The sequence below is a fragment of the Streptomyces enissocaesilis genome (assembly GCF_039533765.1).
Classification (GTDB): domain Bacteria; phylum Actinomycetota; class Actinomycetes; order Streptomycetales; family Streptomycetaceae; genus Streptomyces; species Streptomyces enissocaesilis.
Map to the genome: position 1 here is coordinate 229,760 of NZ_BAAAUD010000051.1, position 19,162 is coordinate 248,921.

Annotated in this window: 20 protein-coding genes; 6 read left to right on the plus strand and 14 right to left on the minus strand. The window is 71.5% G+C overall.

Features of this window, described 5'->3' with window-relative positions:
• Positions 1 to 25: 25 nt before the first annotated feature.
• The gene (locus ABD374_RS26850; RefSeq protein WP_344498298.1) at positions 26 to 658 is read right to left on the minus strand and encodes a sulfite oxidase-like oxidoreductase; all 633 of its coding nucleotides are present in this window, start codon (positions 656 to 658) and stop codon (positions 26 to 28) included.
• A 155-nt stretch (positions 659 to 813) separates the two neighbouring features.
• Between ABD374_RS26850 and bfr the strand changes: the two genes are divergently transcribed.
• Positions 814 to 1,293, plus strand: a complete 480-nt coding sequence (bfr, locus tag ABD374_RS26855) for a bacterioferritin (protein ID WP_344498300.1) — start codon at positions 814 to 816, stop codon at positions 1,291 to 1,293.
• A 27-nt stretch (positions 1,294 to 1,320) separates the two neighbouring features.
• Here the strand turns inward: bfr and ABD374_RS26860 are convergent, their stop codons facing one another.
• Both ABD374_RS26860 and ABD374_RS26865 read right to left on the minus strand, forming a co-directional pair.
• The gene (locus ABD374_RS26860; RefSeq protein WP_425577362.1) at positions 1,321 to 1,551 is read right to left on the minus strand and encodes a (2Fe-2S)-binding protein; all 231 of its coding nucleotides are present in this window, start codon (positions 1,549 to 1,551) and stop codon (positions 1,321 to 1,323) included.
• Positions 1,552 to 1,724: 173 nt separating this feature from the next.
• Positions 1,725 to 3,077, minus strand: coding sequence for a class II 3-deoxy-7-phosphoheptulonate synthase (locus tag ABD374_RS26865; RefSeq protein WP_344498304.1), 1,353 nt, complete (start codon positions 3,075 to 3,077; stop codon positions 1,725 to 1,727).
• Positions 3,078 to 3,253: 176 nt separating this feature from the next.
• Here ABD374_RS26865 and ABD374_RS34740 point away from each other — a divergent pair, with 176 nt between their 5' ends.
• Both ABD374_RS34740 and ABD374_RS26870 read left to right on the plus strand, forming a co-directional pair.
• Positions 3,254 to 3,310 carry a trp operon leader peptide gene (locus ABD374_RS34740; RefSeq protein ID WP_355716996.1) on the plus strand — a complete coding sequence of 19 codons (57 nt, stop codon included), beginning with the start codon at positions 3,254 to 3,256 and terminating at the stop codon, positions 3,308 to 3,310.
• A 136-nt stretch (positions 3,311 to 3,446) separates the two neighbouring features.
• A complete protein-coding gene (locus tag ABD374_RS26870; RefSeq protein WP_344498306.1) occupies positions 3,447 to 5,357 on the plus strand; it encodes an anthranilate synthase family protein in 1,911 nt (636 codons plus the stop codon).
• Here the strand turns inward: ABD374_RS26870 and ABD374_RS26875 are convergent.
• From ABD374_RS26875 to ABD374_RS26895, 5 genes are all read right to left on the minus strand, one after another.
• Entirely contained in the window at positions 5,297 to 6,304 is a 1,008-nt protein-coding gene (locus tag ABD374_RS26875; protein ID WP_344498308.1) for a 2-hydroxyacid dehydrogenase, read from the minus strand. The genes ABD374_RS26870 and ABD374_RS26875 overlap by 61 nt on opposite strands.
• A 102-nt stretch (positions 6,305 to 6,406) precedes the next feature.
• The gene (locus tag ABD374_RS26880) at positions 6,407 to 7,435 is read right to left on the minus strand and encodes a 6-phosphofructokinase (protein ID WP_344498310.1); all 1,029 of its coding nucleotides are present in this window, start codon (positions 7,433 to 7,435) and stop codon (positions 6,407 to 6,409) included.
• A 139-nt stretch (positions 7,436 to 7,574) separates the two neighbouring features.
• On the minus strand, positions 7,575 to 8,255 hold the full coding sequence (locus ABD374_RS26885) for a response regulator (protein WP_344498312.1): 681 nt from the start codon (positions 8,253 to 8,255) through the stop codon (positions 7,575 to 7,577).
• Positions 8,252 to 9,505 carry a MacS family sensor histidine kinase gene (macS, locus tag ABD374_RS26890; protein WP_344498314.1) on the minus strand — a complete coding sequence of 418 codons (1,254 nt, stop codon included), beginning with the start codon at positions 9,503 to 9,505 and terminating at the stop codon, positions 8,252 to 8,254. The genes ABD374_RS26885 and macS overlap by 4 nt, the downstream gene beginning before the upstream one ends.
• Before the next feature lie 23 nt (positions 9,506 to 9,528).
• Positions 9,529 to 10,257, minus strand: coding sequence for a lysophospholipid acyltransferase family protein (locus ABD374_RS26895; protein WP_344498316.1), 729 nt, complete (start codon positions 10,255 to 10,257; stop codon positions 9,529 to 9,531).
• A 171-nt stretch (positions 10,258 to 10,428) separates the two neighbouring features.
• Between ABD374_RS26895 and ABD374_RS26900 the strand changes: the two genes are divergently transcribed.
• Both ABD374_RS26900 and ABD374_RS26905 read left to right on the plus strand, forming a co-directional pair.
• The gene (locus ABD374_RS26900) at positions 10,429 to 11,208 is read left to right on the plus strand and encodes an alpha/beta hydrolase (protein WP_344498318.1); all 780 of its coding nucleotides are present in this window, start codon (positions 10,429 to 10,431) and stop codon (positions 11,206 to 11,208) included.
• Positions 11,201 to 11,959, plus strand: coding sequence for a hypothetical protein (locus tag ABD374_RS26905; RefSeq protein ID WP_344498320.1), 759 nt, complete (start codon positions 11,201 to 11,203; stop codon positions 11,957 to 11,959). Before ABD374_RS26900 ends, ABD374_RS26905 begins: the two co-directional genes overlap by 8 nt.
• 43 nt (positions 11,960 to 12,002) lie before the next feature.
• Here ABD374_RS26905 and ABD374_RS26910 read toward each other — a convergent pair whose 3' ends face one another.
• From ABD374_RS26910 to ABD374_RS26935, 6 genes are all read right to left on the minus strand, one after another.
• A complete protein-coding gene (locus ABD374_RS26910; RefSeq protein ID WP_344498322.1) occupies positions 12,003 to 12,785 on the minus strand; it encodes an endonuclease/exonuclease/phosphatase family protein in 783 nt (260 codons plus the stop codon).
• A gap of 88 nt (positions 12,786 to 12,873) precedes the next feature.
• Positions 12,874 to 13,815, minus strand: a complete 942-nt coding sequence (locus tag ABD374_RS26915; RefSeq protein WP_344498324.1) for an ROK family glucokinase — start codon at positions 13,813 to 13,815, stop codon at positions 12,874 to 12,876.
• Positions 13,816 to 13,870: 55 nt separating this feature from the next.
• The gene (locus ABD374_RS26920; RefSeq protein WP_344498326.1) at positions 13,871 to 14,359 is read right to left on the minus strand and encodes a DUF5304 domain-containing protein; all 489 of its coding nucleotides are present in this window, start codon (positions 14,357 to 14,359) and stop codon (positions 13,871 to 13,873) included.
• Positions 14,360 to 14,440: 81 nt separating this feature from the next.
• Complete coding sequence (locus tag ABD374_RS26925) at positions 14,441 to 15,715, minus strand: ArsA family ATPase (RefSeq protein ID WP_344498328.1); 1,275 nt, start codon at positions 15,713 to 15,715, stop codon at positions 14,441 to 14,443.
• Positions 15,716 to 15,723: 8 nt separating this feature from the next.
• Positions 15,724 to 16,179 (minus strand): SRPBCC family protein, encoded by a 456-nt coding sequence (locus tag ABD374_RS26930; RefSeq protein WP_344498330.1) that lies wholly within the window; start codon positions 16,177 to 16,179, stop codon positions 15,724 to 15,726.
• 105 nt (positions 16,180 to 16,284) lie between these two features.
• The gene (locus ABD374_RS26935; RefSeq protein ID WP_344498446.1) at positions 16,285 to 17,034 is read right to left on the minus strand and encodes a metallophosphoesterase family protein; all 750 of its coding nucleotides are present in this window, start codon (positions 17,032 to 17,034) and stop codon (positions 16,285 to 16,287) included.
• Positions 17,035 to 17,324: 290 nt separating this feature from the next.
• Between ABD374_RS26935 and ABD374_RS26940 the strand changes: the two genes are divergently transcribed.
• A complete protein-coding gene (locus tag ABD374_RS26940) occupies positions 17,325 to 19,121 on the plus strand; it encodes an AMP-dependent synthetase/ligase (RefSeq protein WP_344498332.1) in 1,797 nt (598 codons plus the stop codon).
• Positions 19,122 to 19,162 lie beyond the last annotated feature (41 nt).

The window sequence follows — 19,162 nt, forward strand, 5'->3', positions numbered from 1 at the left end:
GGGGACGGGCACGGTCGGCCGGACCCTACAGCTCGGGGCCGTCCCCCGGCTCCTCCTGGTAGGAGTACCGCTGCTCGCGCCAGGGGTCGCCGACGTTGTGGTAACCGCGCTCCTCCCAGAAGCCGCGGCGGTCCGCCGTCATGTACTCGACGCCCCGGACCCACTTGGGCCCCTTCCAGGCGTACAGGTGCGGTACGACCAGGCGCAGCGGAAACCCGTGCTCGGCGGTCAGCAGTTCACCGCCCTTGTGGGTGGCGAAGACGGTCCGGTCGGAAGTGAAGTCCGCGAGCCGCAGGTTGGCGCTGAAGCCGTACTCGGCCCAGACCATGACGTGCGTGACGCTCGGCGCGGGGGGCGCGAGTTCGACGATCGTACGAGCGAGTACGCCACCCCATTCAGCCCTGAGCATGCTGAATTTCGTGACGCAGTGCAGATCGGCCTCGACCGTGGCGAACGGGAGCGCCGAGAATTCCTCGTGGTTCCAGCAGTGCTTGTCGCCGTCCGCCGTGGCGCCGAAAACCCTGAACTCCCAGCGGTCCGGCTTGAACTTGGGTACGGGACCGTAGTGGGTGACCGGCCAGCCACGCTGCAGTCGCTGTCCCGGCGGAAGTTCGGGCTGCGCTGATTCGTGATGTTCCCGGCTTTCCGGCTGACCCATGACTCCATGGTGACAGACCGCAAGGGGTGGTCATGACCAGGTCTGACCCTATTCGGGGCAACTCCTGATAAGCCTGCACTTACTGGACGGCTCCCACCCGTGGTGCGAGGATGCGCGAAAACTGCCCAGTACCACACCTGGAAGGAGCCTCTGCGATGCAGGGCGACCCCGAGGTCATCGAATTCCTCAACGAGCAGCTGACCGCCGAGCTGACCGCCATCAACCAGTACTTCCTGCACGCCAAGATGCAGGACAACTTCGGCTGGACGAAGCTCGCCAAGTACACCCGGGCCGAGTCGTTCGACGAGATGAGGCACGCGGAGACACTGACCGACCGGATTCTCTTCCTGGACGGCCTGCCGAACTACCAGCGGCTTTTCCACGTGCGGGTGGGACAGACCGTCACCGAGATGTTCCAGGCCGACCGGCAGATCGAGGTCGAGGCGATCGACCGCCTGAAGCGGGGCATCGAGGTCATGCGGGCCAAGGGCGATGTCACGTCGGCGAACATCTTCGAGGACATCCTCAAGGACGAGGAGCACCACATCGACTATCTCGACACCCAGCTGGAGCTGGTCGAGAAACTCGGTGAGGCGCTCTACATCGCCCAGCTGATCGAGCAGCCGAGCAGCTGACCAGCCGGCCGGCGGATCGGAATCCGGTCAGGCGGCTTCGGAGAGAGACGCCCCGGTGAGCGCCGCCCCGCCCTGTTCGGCCAGTGTGCGGCGCGGGCATCCGCCACGGCCCAGGAGCCCCTGGATCGTGCGTACGCAGGAGCCGCAGTCCGTACCCGCTTTGCTGACCGACGCTATCTGGCGCGGTGTGCAGGCACCGGCGGCCGCGTGCTCCTTGATCTGCTGATCGGTCACGCCGAAACAAGAGCAGACGAACACGCGGTACACCTCCTGACGCGGGCCGAGGGGGACGACTAATCGGTAAGGACAACCTAACCTTACCCGTCGTCCTCCGCGCGCAAAAGCCCCGGACACGGCTGTGGGGCGCGGATCACATTCGATCCGCGCCCCACCGTCTTCTTCGGGTCCGGTCCCGCCGGGCTCTGCCGGCTCTACTGGTCGCGGTACATCTCGGCGACCAGGAACGCCAGGTCCAGCGACTGGCTGCGGTTGAGCCGCGGGTCGCAGGCCGTCTCGTAGCGCTGGTGCAGGTCGTCGACGAAGATCTCGTCGCCGCCGCCCACGCACTCCGTGACGTCGTCGCCGGTCAGCTCCACGTGGATGCCGCCCGGGTGCGTACCGAGGCCCTTGTGCACCTCGAAGAAGCCCTTGACCTCGTCGAGCACGTCGTCGAAGCGACGCGTCTTGTGGCCGGAGGCGGCCTCGTAGGTGTTGCCGTGCATCGGGTCGGTCACCCACGCCACGGCCGCGCCGGACGCCGTGACCTTCTCGACCAGCTCGGGGAGCTTGTCGCGGACCTTGTCGGCGCCCATGCGGACGACGAAGGTCAGCCGGCCGGGCTCGCGGTCCGGGTCGAGCTTGTCGACGTAGCTCAGCGCCTCGTCGACCGTGGTCGTCGGGCCGAGCTTCACGCCGATGGGGTTGCGGATCTTCGAGGCGAACTCGATGTGCGCGCCGTCGAGCTGGCGGGTGCGCTCACCGATCCACAGCATGTGGCCCGATACGTCGTACAGGTGGCCCGTACGCGAGTCGACCCTGGTCAGGGCGGTCTCGTAGTCCATGAGCAGCGCCTCGTGGGAGGCGTAGAACTCGACCGTGCGGAACTCCGCGGGGTCGGTTCCGGCCGCCTTCATGAAGTTCAGCGCGTTGTCGATCTCCCGGGCCAGCTGCTCGTAGCGCTGTCCGGACGGCGACGACTTCACGAAGTCCTGGTTCCAGGCGTGCACCTGGCGCAGGTCGGCGTAACCACCGGTGGTGAAGGCGCGCACGAGGTTCAGCGTCGAGGCGGACGCGTGGTACATCCGCTTCAGCCGCTCGGGGTCCGGGATCCGGGCCTTCTCGGTGAACTCGAAGCCGTTGACGGAGTCGCCGCGGTAGGTCGGCAGGGTGATGCCGTCGCGGGTCTCGGTCGACTTGGAGCGCGGCTTGGAGTACTGGCCGGCGATCCGGCCCACCTTCACGACGGGCACGGAGGCGGCGTACGTCAGCACCGCGCCCATCTGGAGAAGGGTCTTGAGCTTGTTTCGGATGTGGTCGGCGGACACGCCGTCGAATGCCTCGGCGCAGTCGCCGCCCTGCAGCAGGAACGCCTCGCCCTTGGCGACGGCTCCCAGTCGGGCGCGCAGCTGGTCGCACTCGCCCGCGAAGACGAGCGGCGGATACGACTCGAGGTCCGCGATCACATCGCGCAGAGCCTCGGCATCGGGGTACTCGGGCTGCTGCGCCGCGGGAAGGTCTCGCCAGGTGTTGCCACCGTTGGGGGTGGTCTTAGCGTTCACGGTCACCTTGCCAACATTACGTGGTCGGCTCGCTCGCCCATTCCTCGGCTCACCAGATGAGACGGACCGGATGGACGGGACGGGGGCGGGACGAAACGGAGGGGACGGGAGGGAGGGGACAGGACGCGCGGAACAGCGGATACCCAGTGCCGCGCGCGCCCGGGTCCGCTAGGGTTCGGGGCATGTTCGCGCAGACGACTCAGACCTGGTGGTGGACCGCTCATCCGGCGGCCCACTGACAATCGCGCGCACCACTGAACCGCGAAGGCCGCCCGAGGGGCGGCCTTCGGTGTTTCCAGAGGCTGTTCCTCTCCACTCGGACTCCGCGCTCGGGCCCCACTCGGACCCCACCCGGACTCGGAAGGAACACCACCCATGCTCATCAGCGCACTGCTGGACGACACCCGCCCCTTCGCCCTCCTGCGCAGGCGGACCCCCGGCCACGACCACGACACCGTCGAACTGCTGATCGGAGACGTGCACGAGGCCGCGCGGCTCGCCGACGTCCCGGCCGGCTCCGGCGACCTGCCCGTGCTCGCCCTGGTGCCGTTCCGGCAGATCAGGGAGCGCGGGTTCGACGTACGGGACGACGGGACACCGCTGAGCGTGCTGGTCGCCGGCGAGGCGTACGCCCTGCCGCTCGACGAGGCCCTCGCGCAGCTGCCCGCACACGAGGTGCGGGTCGAGGGCGGGGCCTTCGACGTCGACGACGAGGAGTACGCCGGGATCGTGCGGCGGGTCGTCGAGGACGAGATCGGGAGCGGCGAGGGCGCGAACTTCGTCATCCGGCGGACCTTCGAGGGCAGCGTCCCCGGGTTCGGGCGGGCCGACGCGCTGGCGCTCTTCCGGCGGCTGCTCGCCGGTGAGCGGGGCGCGTACTGGACGTTCGTCGTGCACACCGGGGAGCGCACGCTGGTCGGCGCGAGCCCCGAGGTGCACGTGCGGATGAGCGGCGGGACCGTCGTGATGAACCCGATCAGCGGGACGTACCGCTACCCGGCCCAGGGCCCGAGCGCCGAGGGGCTGCTGGACTTCCTCGACGACGCCAAGGAGACCGCGGAGCTCTCGATGGTCGTCGACGAAGAACTCAAGATGATGTGCACCGTCGGTGACATGGGCGGGGTCGTCGTCGGGCCCCGGCTCAGGGAGATGGCCCATCTCGCGCACACCGAGTACGAGCTGCGGGGCCGGACGACCCTCGACGTGCGCGAGGTGCTGAAGGAGACGATGTTCGCGGCGACCGTCACCGGGTCGCCGGTGCAGAACGCCTGCCGGGTCATCGAGCGGTACGAGTCCGGAGGCCGCGGCTACTACGCGGGCGCGCTGGCCCTCGTCGGCCGGGACACGGGCGGCGCCCAGACCCTGGACTCGCCGATCCTGATCCGCACCGCCGACATCGCGCCGGACGGCCGGCTGCGGGTGCCGGTCGGGGCGACGCTGGTGCGCGACTCGGACCCGCGCAGCGAGGTCGCCGAGACCCACGCCAAGGCGGCGGGGGTGCTGGCGGCGCTGGGGGTGCGTCCCGCGAGGCCGGAGCGCGAGGGCGCGGGGCCCGAGCTCGCGGACGATCCGCGCGTACGGCAGGCGCTCGACTCGCGGCGCGCGTCCCTCGCGCCGTTCTGGCTGCGGATGCAGGAGCGCGCGGCGTCCCTGGCCGGACACGCGCTGGTGGTCGACGCGGAGGACACCTTCACGGCGATGCTCGCGCATCTGCTGCGCTCGTCCGGGCTCGACGTGTCCGTACGGCGGTACGACGAGCCGGGGCTGCGGGAGGCCGCGCTCGCGCACGAGGGCCCCGTGGTGCTCGGCCCCGGGCCCGGGGACCCCTCCGACGCGGACGACCCCAAGATGCGGTTCCTGCGCGGACTCACGGCGGAACTGGTGCGCGGGCACCGCCGCGGGCTGCTCGGGGTCTGCCTGGGGCACGAGCTGCTGGCGGCCGAGCTGGGCCTGGAGACCGTACGCAAGCGGGTGCCGTACCAGGGGGCGCAGACCCGGATCGATCTCTTCGGGCGGCCGGAGACCGTCGGTTTCTACAACAGCTTCGTCGCCCGCTGCGGCGAGGACGGGGCGGCGGAGCTGGCCGCGCACGGCGTCGAGGTCAGCCGCGACCCGGCCACCGGCGAGGTGCACGCCCTGCGCGGGCCGGGCTTCGCGGGCGTGCAGTTCCACCCGGAGTCGGTGCTGACGCTGCGGGGCACGGCGATCGTGGGCGCACTGCTCGGTCAGCTCACGGCCGGCTCCGCCGGGACCAGGACGTTCTCGCTGCGGCGGCCCGCCGTGTAGTCGAGGACGTTCCCCAGCGTGGCCTCGACGATCTGGCCGACCGCGTCGACGGTGTAGTACGCCTGGTGCGAGGTGACCAGGACGTTCGGGAGGGTGACGAGCCGGGCCAGGGTGTCGTCGTCCACGACTTCCAGGGACTTGTCCAGGAAGAAGAGCCCGGCCTCCGCCTCGTACACGTCGAGCCCCACGCCGGTGAAGCGGCCCAGGCGCAGTTCACGGACGAGAGCCGCGGTGTCGACGAGACCACCGCGGCTCGAGTTCACGAGGATCGCGTCGTCCTTCATGGCGCGCAGCTCGCCGGCGCCGATGAGACGGTGCGTGGCGGGCATCAGCGGCAGGTGCAGGCTGACCAGGTCGGACTCGGCGAGCAGGCGGTCCTTGTCGACGTATTCCATGCCCAGACCGACGCAGGCGGGGTTCTGGACGACGTCCCAGCCGAGCAGGTTCATGCCGAAGCCGTGGGCGATGCGGGTGAACGCCTCGCCGATCTTGCCGGTGCCGAGGACACCGGCCGTACGGCCGCGCATGTCACGGCCGAGGAGCCCGTCGAGGCGGAAGTCGAAGTCGCGGGTGCGTCCGGCGGCGCGCACGATGCGGCGGTTGACGGCCATCGCGAGGGTCCAGGCGAACTCGGCGACGGAGTACGGCGAGTAGTACGAGACGCGGGCGACCGTCAGGCCGAGCCGCCCGGCGACGTCGAGGTCGATGTTGTTGAAGCCGGTGGAACGCTGGGCGATCATCCTCGTTCCCCCGTCGGCGAGCGCGCGCAGGACGCGCGCCCCCAGGTCGGCGTTGACGCTGGTGCTGATGATCTCGTGGCCGGCGGCGATGGGGGCGGTGTCCTCGCCGAGGAAGACATCGAGACAACGGATGTCGTGGTGACCGGCGAAGGCCTTCTCGATCAGTGGTCTCTCGTCGGACTGCACACCGAATGCCAGGATTTCCACGACGTCTCCCTGGAGGGGCGAAAGCCGGAACGCGGGCCGTATCGCGCACATACCGCGGATGGCACGAATATCGCGAATATACGGCCCACGTCTTCCCCCCGCTCAGCCGAAGAAGACCCCGACCTCGGCGTAGAGCTCCGGATCGACCGTCTTGAGCCGCGCCGTCGCCTCCCTCATCGGCACCCGGACGATGTCCGTTCCGCGGAGCGCGACCATCGTGCCGAAATCACCGTCCCGTACGGCTTCGATCGCGTGCAGTCCGAACCGCGTCGCCAGCCACCGGTCGAAGGCGCTGGGCGTACCGCCGCGCTGGACATGGCCGAGGACCGTGGTCCTGGCCTCCTTGCCGGTGCGCTTCTCGATCTCCTTGGCCAGCCACTCGCCGACGCCCGAGAGCCGCACGTGCCCGAAGGAGTCGAGTGTGCCGTCCTTGAGGATCATCTCGCCGTCCCTGGGCGTCGCGCCCTCCGCGACGACGACGATCGGGGCGTACGACGCCTTGAAGCGGGAGGTGACCCAGTCGCAGACCCGCTCGATGTCGAAGCGCTGCTCGGGGATGAGGATGACGTTCGCGCCGCCCGCCAGACCCGAGTGCAGGGCGATCCAGCCGGCGTGGCGGCCCATCACCTCGACGACGAGGACGCGCATGTGCGATTCGGCGGTGGTGTGGAGGCGGTCGATCGCCTCGGTCGCTATGCCGACGGCGGTGTCGAAGCCGAAGGTGTAGTCGGTGGCGGACAGGTCGTTGTCGATGGTCTTCGGTACGCCGACGCACGGGACGCCGTACTCGTCGGACAGGCGGGTGGCCACGCCGAGGGTGTCTTCGCCGCCTATCACGACGAGCGAGTCGACCCCCAGCCCTGCGAGGTTCTCCTTCACCCGGCGGATGCCGTTCTCGGCCTGGAGCGGATTGGTGCGCGAGGAGCCGAGGATGGTGCCGCCGCGGGGCAGGATGCCGCGGACGGCCGGGATGTCGAGCCGTACGGTGTCGCCTTCGAGCGGTCCGCGCCAGCCGTCGCGGAAGCCGGTGAACTCGTACCCGTACTCCTGCACGCCCTTGCGTACGACGGCGCGGATGACCGCGTTGAGCCCGGGGCAGTCGCCTCCCCCGGTCAGTACTCCGACCCGCATGGAATTGTCCCTTCGCCACATTCAGCTGTGCCGTGTGCGGCCACGCTAGTGGTGACACAGGTCACAGCGACACGGGGCGGAGGGACAATTCGGGGTCGCACGGGCGGGCGCACCGGGTGCACCGGGCGCATCGATCGCGCTAGGCGTCGTCGAGGCCGCGTTCGATCGCGTAGCGGACGAGCTCCACGCGGTTGTGCAGCTGGAGTTTGCCGAGGGTGTTCTGCACGTGGTTCTGGACGGTGCGGTGCGAGATCACCAGGCGCTCGGCGATCTGCTTGTACGAGAGCCCCTTGGCGACCAGCCGCAGCACCTCGGTCTCGCGGTCGGTGAGCTGCGGCGCCTTCGGCTCGTTCGACGAGGCCGCGGGCGCCGGGTCGGAGGCTAGCCGGCGGTACTCGCCGAGGACCAGGCCCGCCAGGCCCGGAGTGAAGACCGGATCGCCGGCGGCCGTGCGCCGTACCGCGTCGATGAGCTCCTCGGGCCCCGCGGACTTCAGCAGGTAGCCCGTCGCACCGGACTTCACCGCTTCCAGTACGTCGGCGTGCTCGCCGCTCGCGGACAGCACGAGGACCCGCAGCGACGGGTCGGCGCCGACGAGCTCCTTGCAGACCTGGACACCGGGCATGCCGGGGAGATTGAGGTCGAGGACGAGGACCTGGGGTCCGACGGCCTGGGCGCGGCGCACCGCCTGCGGTCCGTCGCCCGCCGTGGCGACCACGTCGAATCCCGCGGCTTCGAGGTCGCGGGCGACCGCGTCCCGCCACATCGGGTGGTCGTCGACCACCATCACCCTGATCGTCTGCTGCCGCTCTTCGCTCATCGCGCCTGTCCTGCCTTCCCCCGTGGAACCTTCAGTTCTACTTCCGTGCCCTGCCCCGGCACCGAGATCAGCTCGGCGGTGCCCCCGATGTCCCGCAGCCGCCCGCGGATCGACAGGGCGACGCCGAGGCGCCCCTCCCCCTCGGCCTGCGCGAGCCTGCCCTCGGGGATGCCGGGACCGTCGTCCCGCACCGTCACGATCACTTCCTGCGGCCAGTCCTCGACCAGGATCCAGGCCCGGGCGCCCTCCCCCGCGTGCCTGCGGACGTTGTCCAGTGCGGCACCGACGGCGGCCGCGAGTTCCCGGGCCGGCGCCGCCTCCAGCAGGACCGGGGCGCCGGGCTCGGCGAAGCTGACCCTGGAACCGGCGTGCGGGGCGAGCAGGGAGCGCAGATCACAGGGACGCCCGTCGCCCGTACCGCCGTCCCCGCCGCTGCTCCCGTCCCCGTCGTCGTCCACCTCGACCGTACGGACCACCGCGCCCTGCGCGGCGTCCTCCGAGGCGCGCGTCGCCGGCACGAGGCCGCTGGAGACCAGGGTGCGCAGGGCGATCTCCTGCTCCCCGGCCATCCTGCCCAGTTCGGCCGCCTCGCCGCCGAGGGCCGCGCCGCGCCGCTGCACCATGGCGAGGACCTGGAGCACGCTGTCGTGGATGTCGCGGGCGAGGCGTTCGCGCTCGCGGGTCGCGGCCTCGATCTCCAGGGCGCGGGCGAGGGTGCGCTCGGAGGCGCGGGCGACCTCGACGACGTAACCGATCGCGATGGAGGCGACCCACACCAGCAGGACGTTGTGGAGGGTGTCCCGGCTGGGGTGGCCGCGCTCGACGACGTTGGCGACGGCGACGAAGGAGGAGGCGAAGGCCGCCCAGCGCCAGCCGCCCTTGATGGCGAACGCGAGGACGGAACCCGCGGTCCATATCGACGGCAGGGTCGAGCCGTCGACCCGCTGCGCGTGGAAGTCGGCGAGCGGGGTGAGCAGGATGCCGGTCAGGGCGACGGCGAGGTCGACGCCGAGGAAGCGCTTGGTGCAGCTCGCCGCGTTGGCCACCTTGGGGAGCGTGACGAGGGTCCAGAGGGACATCACCGCGAGGAAGGCGACGGCGACCCAAGGACGCTCGAACTCCTCCCGGGTGAACACGAAGAGGAACACCGCGTAGAGCATCGTCAGGACGCGGTAGGCGGTGAGCGCACGCCACAGCGGCTGCTCGACCGACATGCGTACGACCCGCTCGCGCTGGGCCTTGGCCATCATCCCCCTCCCCCGGACGGACGCGGTTACGCGCCGCCCTGTCCCGCCTTCTCCGCTCTCGCGGCCTTCTCCGCGTCGGCGATCTGGCGCTTCGCCGCCGTCGCGTAGATGTCGACGTACTCCTGGCCGGAGAGCTTCATGATCTCGTACATGACCTCGTCGGTCACCGACCGCAGGATGAACCGGTCGCCGTCCATCCCGTGATAGCGGCTGAAGTCCAGCGGCTTGCCGATTTTGATCCCCGGCCGCATCAGCTTGGGCATGACCTTGCCGGGCGGCTGGATCTTCTCGGTGTCGATCATCGCGACCGGGATCACGGGAGCGCCGGTGGCGAGCGCCACGCGCGCGAGGCCGCCCGGTTTGCCGCGGTAGAGACGGCCGTCGGGCGAGCGGGTGCCCTCGGGGTAGATGCCGAAGAGGCCGCCGCCCCTGATGACCTGGATGCCGGCCTTGATCGCCGCCTCGCCGGCGCCGCGCGCGCCCGAGCGGTCCACGGGCAGTTGGCCGACGCCCTTGAAGAAGGCGGCGGTGAGCTTCCCCTTCACACCGGGCGAGGTGAAGTACTCGGCCTTGGCGATGAAGGTGACCTTGCGGTCGAGGACGGCGGGCAGGAAGAAGGAGTCCGAGAAGGACAGGTGGTTGCTCGCGAGAATGGCCGGGCCCTCGGCGGGGATGTTCTCCAGGCCCTCCACCCAGGGCCTGAAGGCAGCCTTCAGTGGCCCTCCGATGGAGAGCTTCATTGCGCCGTAGATCAACCGAGTGCCTTCCCTGTGTCTGTCGACAAGACCATAACCCGATGCCGGGCCTGCGCTCCCGCCGCACAAGGCCGCCCGACGGACCTGGTCGGTGTCGGTCCGGTCGCGTACGGTGAAGTACATCTTGCGCACCCCCCTTCGCCGTCCGAGACTCATGAACAGGAGACCCCGGTGCCGGTCCTCCCTGGAGCCGAACCGTTCCGCCACGAGGGCGGAGAGGTCGGCGTCCTCCTCTGTCACGGCTTCACCGGTTCCCCGCAGTCGTTGCGCCCCTGGGCCGGCCACCTGGCCGAGCGCGGACTGACCGTCTCCCTTCCGCTGCTGCCCGGTCACGGCACCCGCTGGGAGGACATGCAGCTCACGGGCTGGCAGGACTGGTACGCGGAGGTCGACCGCGAACTGCGCGTGCTCAGCCGGCAGTGCAGCCAGGTCTTCGTCTTCGGGCTCTCCATGGGCGGGGCCCTGGCGCTGCGCCTGGCCGCGAAGCACGGGGACGCGATCAGCGGAATAGCCGTGGTCAACCCGGCGAACAAGGTGCACGGCCTGTCGGCGTACACGCTGCCGGTGACCCGCCATCTCGTCCGTACGACGAAGGGGGTGCGCAACGACATCGCCAAGGCGGGGGCGGAGGAGATCGGTTACGACCGCGTCCCGCTGCACGCGGCCCACTCCGTGCGGAACTTCTTCCGGACCGTCGACTCCGAGCTGCCGCAGGTGACCCAGCCGCTGCTGCTCCTGCACAGCCCGCAGGACCATGTGGTGCCGGCGGCCGACTCGGCCCGCATCCTCAGCCGGGTCTCGTCGACGGACGTCACCGAGATCCTGCTGGAACAGAGCTACCACGTCGCGACGTTGGACCATGACGCGGAGCGGATCTTCGACGAGAGTCACGCGTTCATCGGCCGCCTCGCTCCGAGTGTCGGGAAGAAGGGGAGCACCACCGGTGGCTGAGCACGACGCGGAGCCTGCGGGCCGCGAGGAGGAGCGGGAGCCGGACGGGACGGCGGGACCGGCCGGGGCGCCCGCTGCCGGGACGCCCGCCGGGGCATCCGCGGGGACCCCCGTCGACGAGGACGCGGTGTGGGCCGCGATCGTCGCCGGGTACGGCGAGGAGCCGCCGGATCCGCCGGGTGCGAAGCCGTTCAAGCCGATCGAGGACCTCTTCCTGCCGGAGGGCGACCTCAACGGCACCGGCGCCGGCGCCGGCCGGCCGGAGAAGCCGCTGGGGAAGGGCCCGGAGGACGGGGCCGGGGTGGGTGCCGGGGTCGGTGCGGGAGCCGGTACCGGCTCCGGCGCGGGAGCCGGTGCGGGAACCGAGCAGGAGGACGCGGATCCGGATCCGGCCCCGGACAGGCCGCTCGGCAGCTCCGTCGTCTTCGCCCCCGGCATCGGCGGCCCGCGCAACTACTCCTTGGCGGAGCCGCGCGAGGACGACCTCGACGAGAGCGACGAGGGCCACTTCGTCCCGCCGGAGCCGCCCCCGCTGCCGCCCGCCGACACCACGGCCAAGTTCGCCTGGCTCGCGGTCGTGGGCGGCCCGCTGCTGCTGCTCGGCGCCGTGCTGTTCCGGTGGGACATGACGTGGTGGCTGACGACACTCGGCGTCGGCGGCTTCCTGGGCGGTTTCGCCACGCTGGTGGCGCGGATGGCGCACGGCGACGACGAGGACGGCGACGACCCCGGCCGCGGCGCGGTCGTCTAGGGGCTCTCCCCGGCCCCGGCCCGGTCCCAGCCGCCGGACGGGCTCAGTTCGAGCCCGTCCGGCCGTCGGGGGCAGCCGGAACCCGCAGCGCCGCCAGCACCGGGAGGTGATCCGTGGCCGCCCGTACGTCCGCCTCCGGAAGACCCGGAGGGACGCCGCAGCCCAGGACTTCGATCCCCGGGGTCGCGAAGACCGCGTCGATGCGCTGGTGCGGGTTCTCCGGGGTCGAGGTGAATTCCCCGCCCCACGGCTTCACCGCCCAGCAGTCCTGGAGCTCACCCGCCAGCCGGCGGAAAGTCCGCCCGTCCGGCCGGTCGTTGAGGTCGCCGCCCACGACCGCGTGCTCCACGCCCATCTCCTCGACGCGGTCGAGCAGCATCCCGCCCTGCGCGTACCGCTCCTCGCGCTGGAGGCTGAGGTGGCAGCTCAGTACGCCGAACCTGGCGCCCCCGATCCGTACCACCGCTGTCGCGAACCCCCGCTGGTGCAGCCCCGGCGTACGCGGCAGCAGTACGTCCTCCGTACGCTCCACCGTCACGCGCAGCGAGCACAGCAGCAGCGGCCCCGAAGCGGTGGCTCCGCCGCCGAGCACCACCAGACCGCTGTGGGCGGCGAGCCACGCCGCGCGCTTGCGCCAGCGGAAGAACCTCGGGGCCTCCTGCACGAGGACGAGGTCGGGCTCACAGGCGCCGATCACCCGGGCCAGCGCCTCGCGGTCGTCGCGCATGGAGCGGATGTTGTAGCTGAGGACACGGATCACGGCCGAGCCGTCCGGCTCGGTACGGGAAGCGGGCAGCGTGCTCGTCGCGGTCGTACTCGTCGCCATGCGGAACAAGATACGGAAGTGCCCGCCGCGCCCCTGGAGGGCACAGCGGGCAACCCGCCCGCGTACGGGCGACACGTGCGGGCGGGCGTCAGCCCTGGCGGGCCAGGTCCGCCGCCCCGACGAGGCCTGCCTTGCCGCCCAGCTGCGCCGCGAGCACCTGCGCGTGCGGACGCCACTGGCCGCCGATGAGCCAGCGCCGGAAGGACTTGCGGATCGGGTCGAGGACGAGCTCGCCCTCGTCCGAGACGCCGCCGCCGACGATGAACGCCGACGGGTCGAAGAGCGAGGCCAGGTCGGCCAGGCCCGCGCCCGCCCAGCGGGCGAGCTCGCGGAAGGAGTCGACGGCCACCGGGCAGCCCTGCCGGGCGGCCTCGCTGACGTGCTTGCCCTCGATGCCCTCGACCGTGCCGTCGCCCAGGGCGAGGAGGATCCGGGCGTTCTCGGGGGTGGCGTTGGCGCGCTGCTTGGCGTACCTGACGAGGGCCCGCCCGGACGCGTACTGCTCCCAGCAGCCCTGGTTGCCGCAGCCGCACAGCAGGCCGTCGGGGACGACCCGGATGTGGCCGAACTCGGCGGCCACGCCGAAGCGTCCGCGGCGTAGCTTGTTGCCGATGATGATGCCGCCGCCGAGACCGGTGCCGAGAGTGATGCAGATGACGTCCTCGTGGCCCTGGCCGGCACCGAACTTGTACTCGCCCCAGGCCGCCGCGTTCGCGTCGTTCTCGACGACGACCGGCAGACCGACGCGCTGCTCGACCTTGTCCTTCAGCGGCTCGTGCCGCCAGTCGATGTTCGGTGCGAAGAGAACGGTGGCGCGCTTGTCGTCGACGTACCCGGCGGCGCCGATGCCGACCGCCTCGATCTGGTGGCCCTTGCCCGCCTCCGAGACGGCCGCGCAGATCGCGTCGACGATGCCTTCGGCAGTCGACGGCGTGGGCACCTTGTGGGTGTCGAGAATGGCGCCCTCTTCGTCGACCACGCCTGCCGCGATCTTCGTGCCGCCGATGTCGACGCCGATGGTGAGTCCCATGTGTCCCTCAGTTTTCGGTCGAGCCCCGCTAGGGCAACCGTACCCGAGGCGCAGCTCAGTCCAGGTCGATGTGGGTGCTCGACGAGGGGCCTTCGGGGCCGTTCTCGCCGTCGGCGCCCCCGGGGCCGTCCTTCTCGCGCTCCGCCGGCTGCGACGGGCCGCGGGTCCAGCGGCTCTCCTGGCCCTGGACGGCGGAGCGGTAGGCGGCGAGCAGCTCGTTGCCGGCCGCGGCCAGGTGGTCGAAGACCTCCGGGTTGCGCTCGATGACCGGCTCGACGGCGGACTTCGCCTGGTCGATGAGCTGGCTGACGGCGCCCTGCGCGGCCATGCCGGGCAGGACCGACTGGAGGGAGGCGACCTTGTCGGCGACGGCGTCGACGAGTTTGCGCAGCTCCTCGGCGGCGGATCCCGGCTGCGCCCCGCCGTCCTGGGCGCGGCGGCGGGCCCTCTCGGCGGCGAGGTCCTCGGCGCACGCCTTCGCCCACGCGTCGGCGTCAGGGGCCTCGGCGGGCTCGGGGGAGGGACCCTCGGTGGCATCGCTCATGGCGGACTCCTGCGGCAGGGGGCGGTTCGTACCGTACGTACGCCTCGTACCACTGACGTTACCCGAACGGCGGCAGGCGGTTCACTTGGTCTGCGGCCACAGCCGGGGGTCCGGCGTGAACCGCACCTTCAGTACGCCGCCCGCCAGGCCCGCGCCCGAGACGTCGCAGCGGCGCAGGGCGGGGGGCAGCGGCAGGATCCGGCGGAACGGGCCCGCGTCGAGGACGAGTTCGTCGCCCCGGCGGACCAGGCCGATCTCCTCCTTCACGGCGCCGGGCAGCGGCAGGTGCCATACGAGGACCCCGCCGGCGTCGTCGGCGAGCCGGTCCTCCACGGGCCAGGGCTCGTCCGCGCCCTCGCGCCCCGGCCCCACCGCGAGCGCCCCGTCCCCGGCCAGCGCGTCGAGGTCGTCGAGGCCGCGCGGGTCACGGCCGAGGTGGCGCACCTCGCGGACCGGCGCCACGGGCCGCCACTGGTCGTACCACTCGGCCAGGCACTTCTGCTGCTGGGCGGCGAGCGTCGCGAGCCAGGTGTCCGGGGAGTCCTGCGGCAGCGTCCGGTTCGCCGTGACCCCCTCGACGCCGAGGCCGAAGAGGGCCAGTCCGGTGCGGGCGGTGCGCAGGGCGTCGGCTGCGGCGGGCCCGGGCTCGGCGACCAGCCGCACCGTCGTGCCGGGGGCGTCGAGCAGGGCCTGGACGGCGGCCAGTTCCGCGTCCCAGCGGGCGGCCGTCTCGTACAGCCACTGCGCGGGCATCGGGACACCGGCGAGCTGGGCGAGCATGGGCCGCAGCGCGCGGGCCGCCTGCCGCTCGGGCGGCAGCAGCCGGCGCAGGTAGCGGCGCAGCTGTTCGGGGAGCGCGAGGACGGCGAGGGCCGAGGGCAGGGGCGGCAGGTCGACCACCACCAGGTCGTACGTTCCCGAAAGGCCCCCGGAGCCCTCGGCGCCGTCACCGGTCCCGGCGCAGGCCCGCAGGGCGCGCAGGAGGGCGAACTGCTCGCCGCCCGGGAGTGCGGTCAGTTCCTCGGCGGCCAGCCGGTTCGCGCCGAGCAGGTCGAGCACGGAGGCCGCGCGCTCCTGGAGCGCCAGGAGCTCCGCGCGGAAGTGGGCGCCGGAGTCGAGCCGGGCGGCCCAGAGCCCCGGGGCCGCCTCGACGGGCGCGGGACCGGTCGCCGTGCCCAGGACCGCGCCCAGGGTGTCCGTCGCGTCGGTGGAGAGGACGAGGACCTTTCCACCGGCTCCCGGCTGCGTTCGAGCGGAGGAGAGCCTGTCCCCGCCGCGTGCCGCCGCGAGGGCGGTCGCCGCGGCGAGGGTGGTGCGGCCCGCGCCGCCGGTGCCGGTGACGAGGACCGTACGCATGCGGGACATCAGCCCTTCGGCTGGCTCGGGTGGCTCTCGACGCGCTTCTTCAGACCGGCCAGGGCGCGGTCGATGATGACCTTCTCGGCCTTGCGCTTGATCATGCCGAGCATCGGGATCTTGACGTCGACGGTCAGCCGGTAGGTGACCTCGGTGCGGCCGCCGTCCAGCGGGGCGAGGCTGTACGAACCGTCCAGGGCGCGCAGCATCTGGGACTTGACCAGCGTCCAGCTGACCTCGTCACCGCCGGTCCAGGTGTACGCGAGGGTGTGGTCGTCCTTGATCGCGCCGGCGTCCAGGAGCAGGCGCACCCGCTCGGCCCGGCCCTCGGCGTCGGTGGCCAGGACCTCGGCCTCCTTCACCTCGCCGGTCCACTCGGGGTAGCGGGCGAAGTCGGCGATCACGCCCATCACGTCGGCCGGCGCCGCCTCGATCGTGATGCTCGAGCTGGTGTGTTCCGCCATCGCTGTGGCTCCTCCAGTGCGGTTCCGGTCAGGGGACAGGGATTTCGGGGCATGCCCGCGTGAAGGCTACCGCGACCGGCCCGGGGGCCCGTCACCACTGCGGGCTCACCACTCCAGCGCCCAGGGGCGGCCGGTGGACGCGAAGTGACCGACGTTCACGCATTCCGTCGCGCCGACGCGCATGCGCCGGGCCAGCGGCTGGTGGACGTGGCCGAAGAGCGCGTACCGGGGGCGGGTACGGCGGATCGCGTCGAGCAGGGCCCGGCTGCCACGCTCGAACCGGCGGGCGACGGTGTCGTACACGAGCTCGGGGACCTCGGGCGGGATGTGCGAGCACAGCACGTCCACCTCGCCCAGTGCCTCGACCTTGGCGGCGTACTCCTCGTCGTCGATCTCGTAGGGCGTGCGCATCGGCGTCCTGAGGCCGCCGCCGACGAAGCCGAAGACGCGGCCGCCGATCTCGACGCGCTCGCCGTCGAGGACGGTGGTGCCGGGCCGGGCGTACTCGGGCCACAGCTGCGGCATGTCGACGTTGCCGTAGGTGGCGTACGTCGGGGCGGGGAACGCCGCGAAGAGTTCGGCGTACTGCTTGCGCACCGCCTCTTCGGTGGCGGCCGCCCGGTCGATGCCCGCCCACAGCCTGCGGCCGAGCTCGCGGGCCTCCTCGAAGCGGCGGGCGGTGCGCAGCTCGACGATCAGGTCCGCGTTCTCGGTGCCGAACAGGTCGGGGAAGATACCGCGCGAGTGATCGGCGTAGTCGAGGAAGAGCACCAGGTCACCGAGGCAGACGAGCGCGTCGGCGCCGTCTCCCGCCCTGGCCAGGTCCCTGGCGTTCCCGTGTACGTCGCTGACCACATGGACTCGCATGACGATCACCCTAGGACGCCCGCCCCGGGACTGGGTAGAGGGGGTTGGACCTGCGGTTACTTCCGGGGTGCCGCCGGATTGGACTAGTCTGCGCGGAGCACCGCCACAGCGTGTGACGCAGCGAACATCTGGCCTTACCCCCCTATCGGGAACCGGATACTGGTGGGTAACGTCCGGGCAGTCCAAACGTGCTCACCCCACTGAGCACCTGCCCGGTCTTGGACCGCAGTCGACGCGCACACCGACGTGGCGCCGGCGCCCGATGAGGAGCAGCAGTCTTGCGCGAGTTCAGCCTTCCGGCCCTGTACGAGGTCCCCTCGGACGGCAACCTGACAGATCTCATCCGCCGCAACGCCACGCAGCACCCGGACGTGGCGGTCATGAGCCGCAAGACCGGGGACGCCTGGACCGATGTCAGCGCCACCGAGTTCCTCGCCGAGGTCCGCGCCGCCGCCAAGGGCCTGATCGCGGCCGGCGTGCGGCCGGGCGACCGGGTCGCCCTGATGTCCCGCACCCGCTACGAGTGGGTGCAGCTGGACTTCGCCATCTGGAGCGCGGGCGCGGTGACCGTGCCGGTGTACGAGACCAGCTCCGCCGAGCAGGTGCAGTGGATCCTGGGCGACTCCGGCGCGGTCGCCGTGATCGTCGAGAGCGGGGCGCACGCCGCCGCCGTCGGGTCCGTACGCGACCGGCTGCCCGCCCTGGAGCACGTCTGGCAGATCGACGGGGGGGCCGTGGAGGACCTGTGCGCCTCGGGCGCCGGGGTCACGGACGAGACGGTCGACGAGCGCAGCGCGAGCGCCAGGGCGGACGACCCCGCCACGATCGTCTACACCTCCGGCACCACCGGCCGCCCCAAGGGCTGCGTGCTCACGCACCGCAGCTTCTTCGCGGAGTGCGGCAACGTCGTCGAGCGCCTGAAGCCGCTGTTCCGTACGGGCGAGTGCTCCGTACTGCTCTTCCTGCCGGCCGCGCACGTCTTCGGCCGACTGGTCGAGGTGGCGTCGGTGATGGCGCCGATCAAGCTCGGCTGCGTACCGGACATCAAGAACCTCACCGACGAACTCGCCTCCTTCCGGCCGACGATGGTCCTCGGTGTGCCGCGCGTCTTCGAGAAGGTCTACAACTCGGCGCGCGCCAAGGCGCAGGCGGACGGCAAGGGCAGGATCTTCGACAAGGCCGCGGACACCGCGATCGCCTACAGCCGCGCGATCGGCACCCCGCAGGGCCCGTCCTTCGGCCTGAAGCTCAAGCACAAGGTCTTCGACAAGCTGGTCTACAGCAAGCTGCGCGCGGTGCTCGGCGGCCGCGGCGAGTACGCGATCTCCGGCGGTGCCCCGCTGGGCGAGCGCCTCGGCCACTTCTTCCGCGGCATCGGCTTCACCGTCCTCGAGGGGTACGGTCTGACGGAGTCGTGCGCGGCCACCGCCTTCAACCCGTGGAACCGGCAGAAGATCGGTACGGTCGGCCAGCCGCTGCCGGGTTCGGTCGTGCGCATAGCGGACGACGGCGAGGTGCTGCTCCACGGCGAGCACCTCTTCTCCGGCTACTGGAACAACGAGAGCGCCACCGTCGAGGCGCTGACCGACGGCTGGTTCCACACCGGCGACATCGGCACGCTGGACGAGGACGGCTACCTCGCGATCACCGGCCGCAAGAAGGAGATCATCGTCACGGCGGGCGGCAAGAACGTCGCCCCCGCGGTGATCGAGGACCGCATCCGGGGGCACGCGCTGGTCGCGGAGTGCATGGTGGTGGGTGACGGGCGGCCGTTCGTGGGCGCGCTGGTCACCCTCGACGAGGAGTTCCTCGGCCGCTGGGCCGCCGAGAACGGCAAGCCGGCCGGTTCGACCGCGTCGGCGCTGCGCGAGGACCCCGAGCTGCTCGCGGTCGTCCAGCAGGCGGTCGACGACGGCAACGCTGCGGTGTCGAAGGCGGAGTCGGTGCGCAAGTTCCGCGTGCTGGCGTCCCAGTTCACCGAAGAGGCCGGTCACATCACGCCGTCGCTCAAGCTGAAGCGCAATGTGGTGGCGAAGGACTTCGCCGACGAGATCGAGGCGCTCTACCGGGGCTGACCGGCTCCTGTGCGCGGCAGCGGCCCCCCGGTCGGATCCGG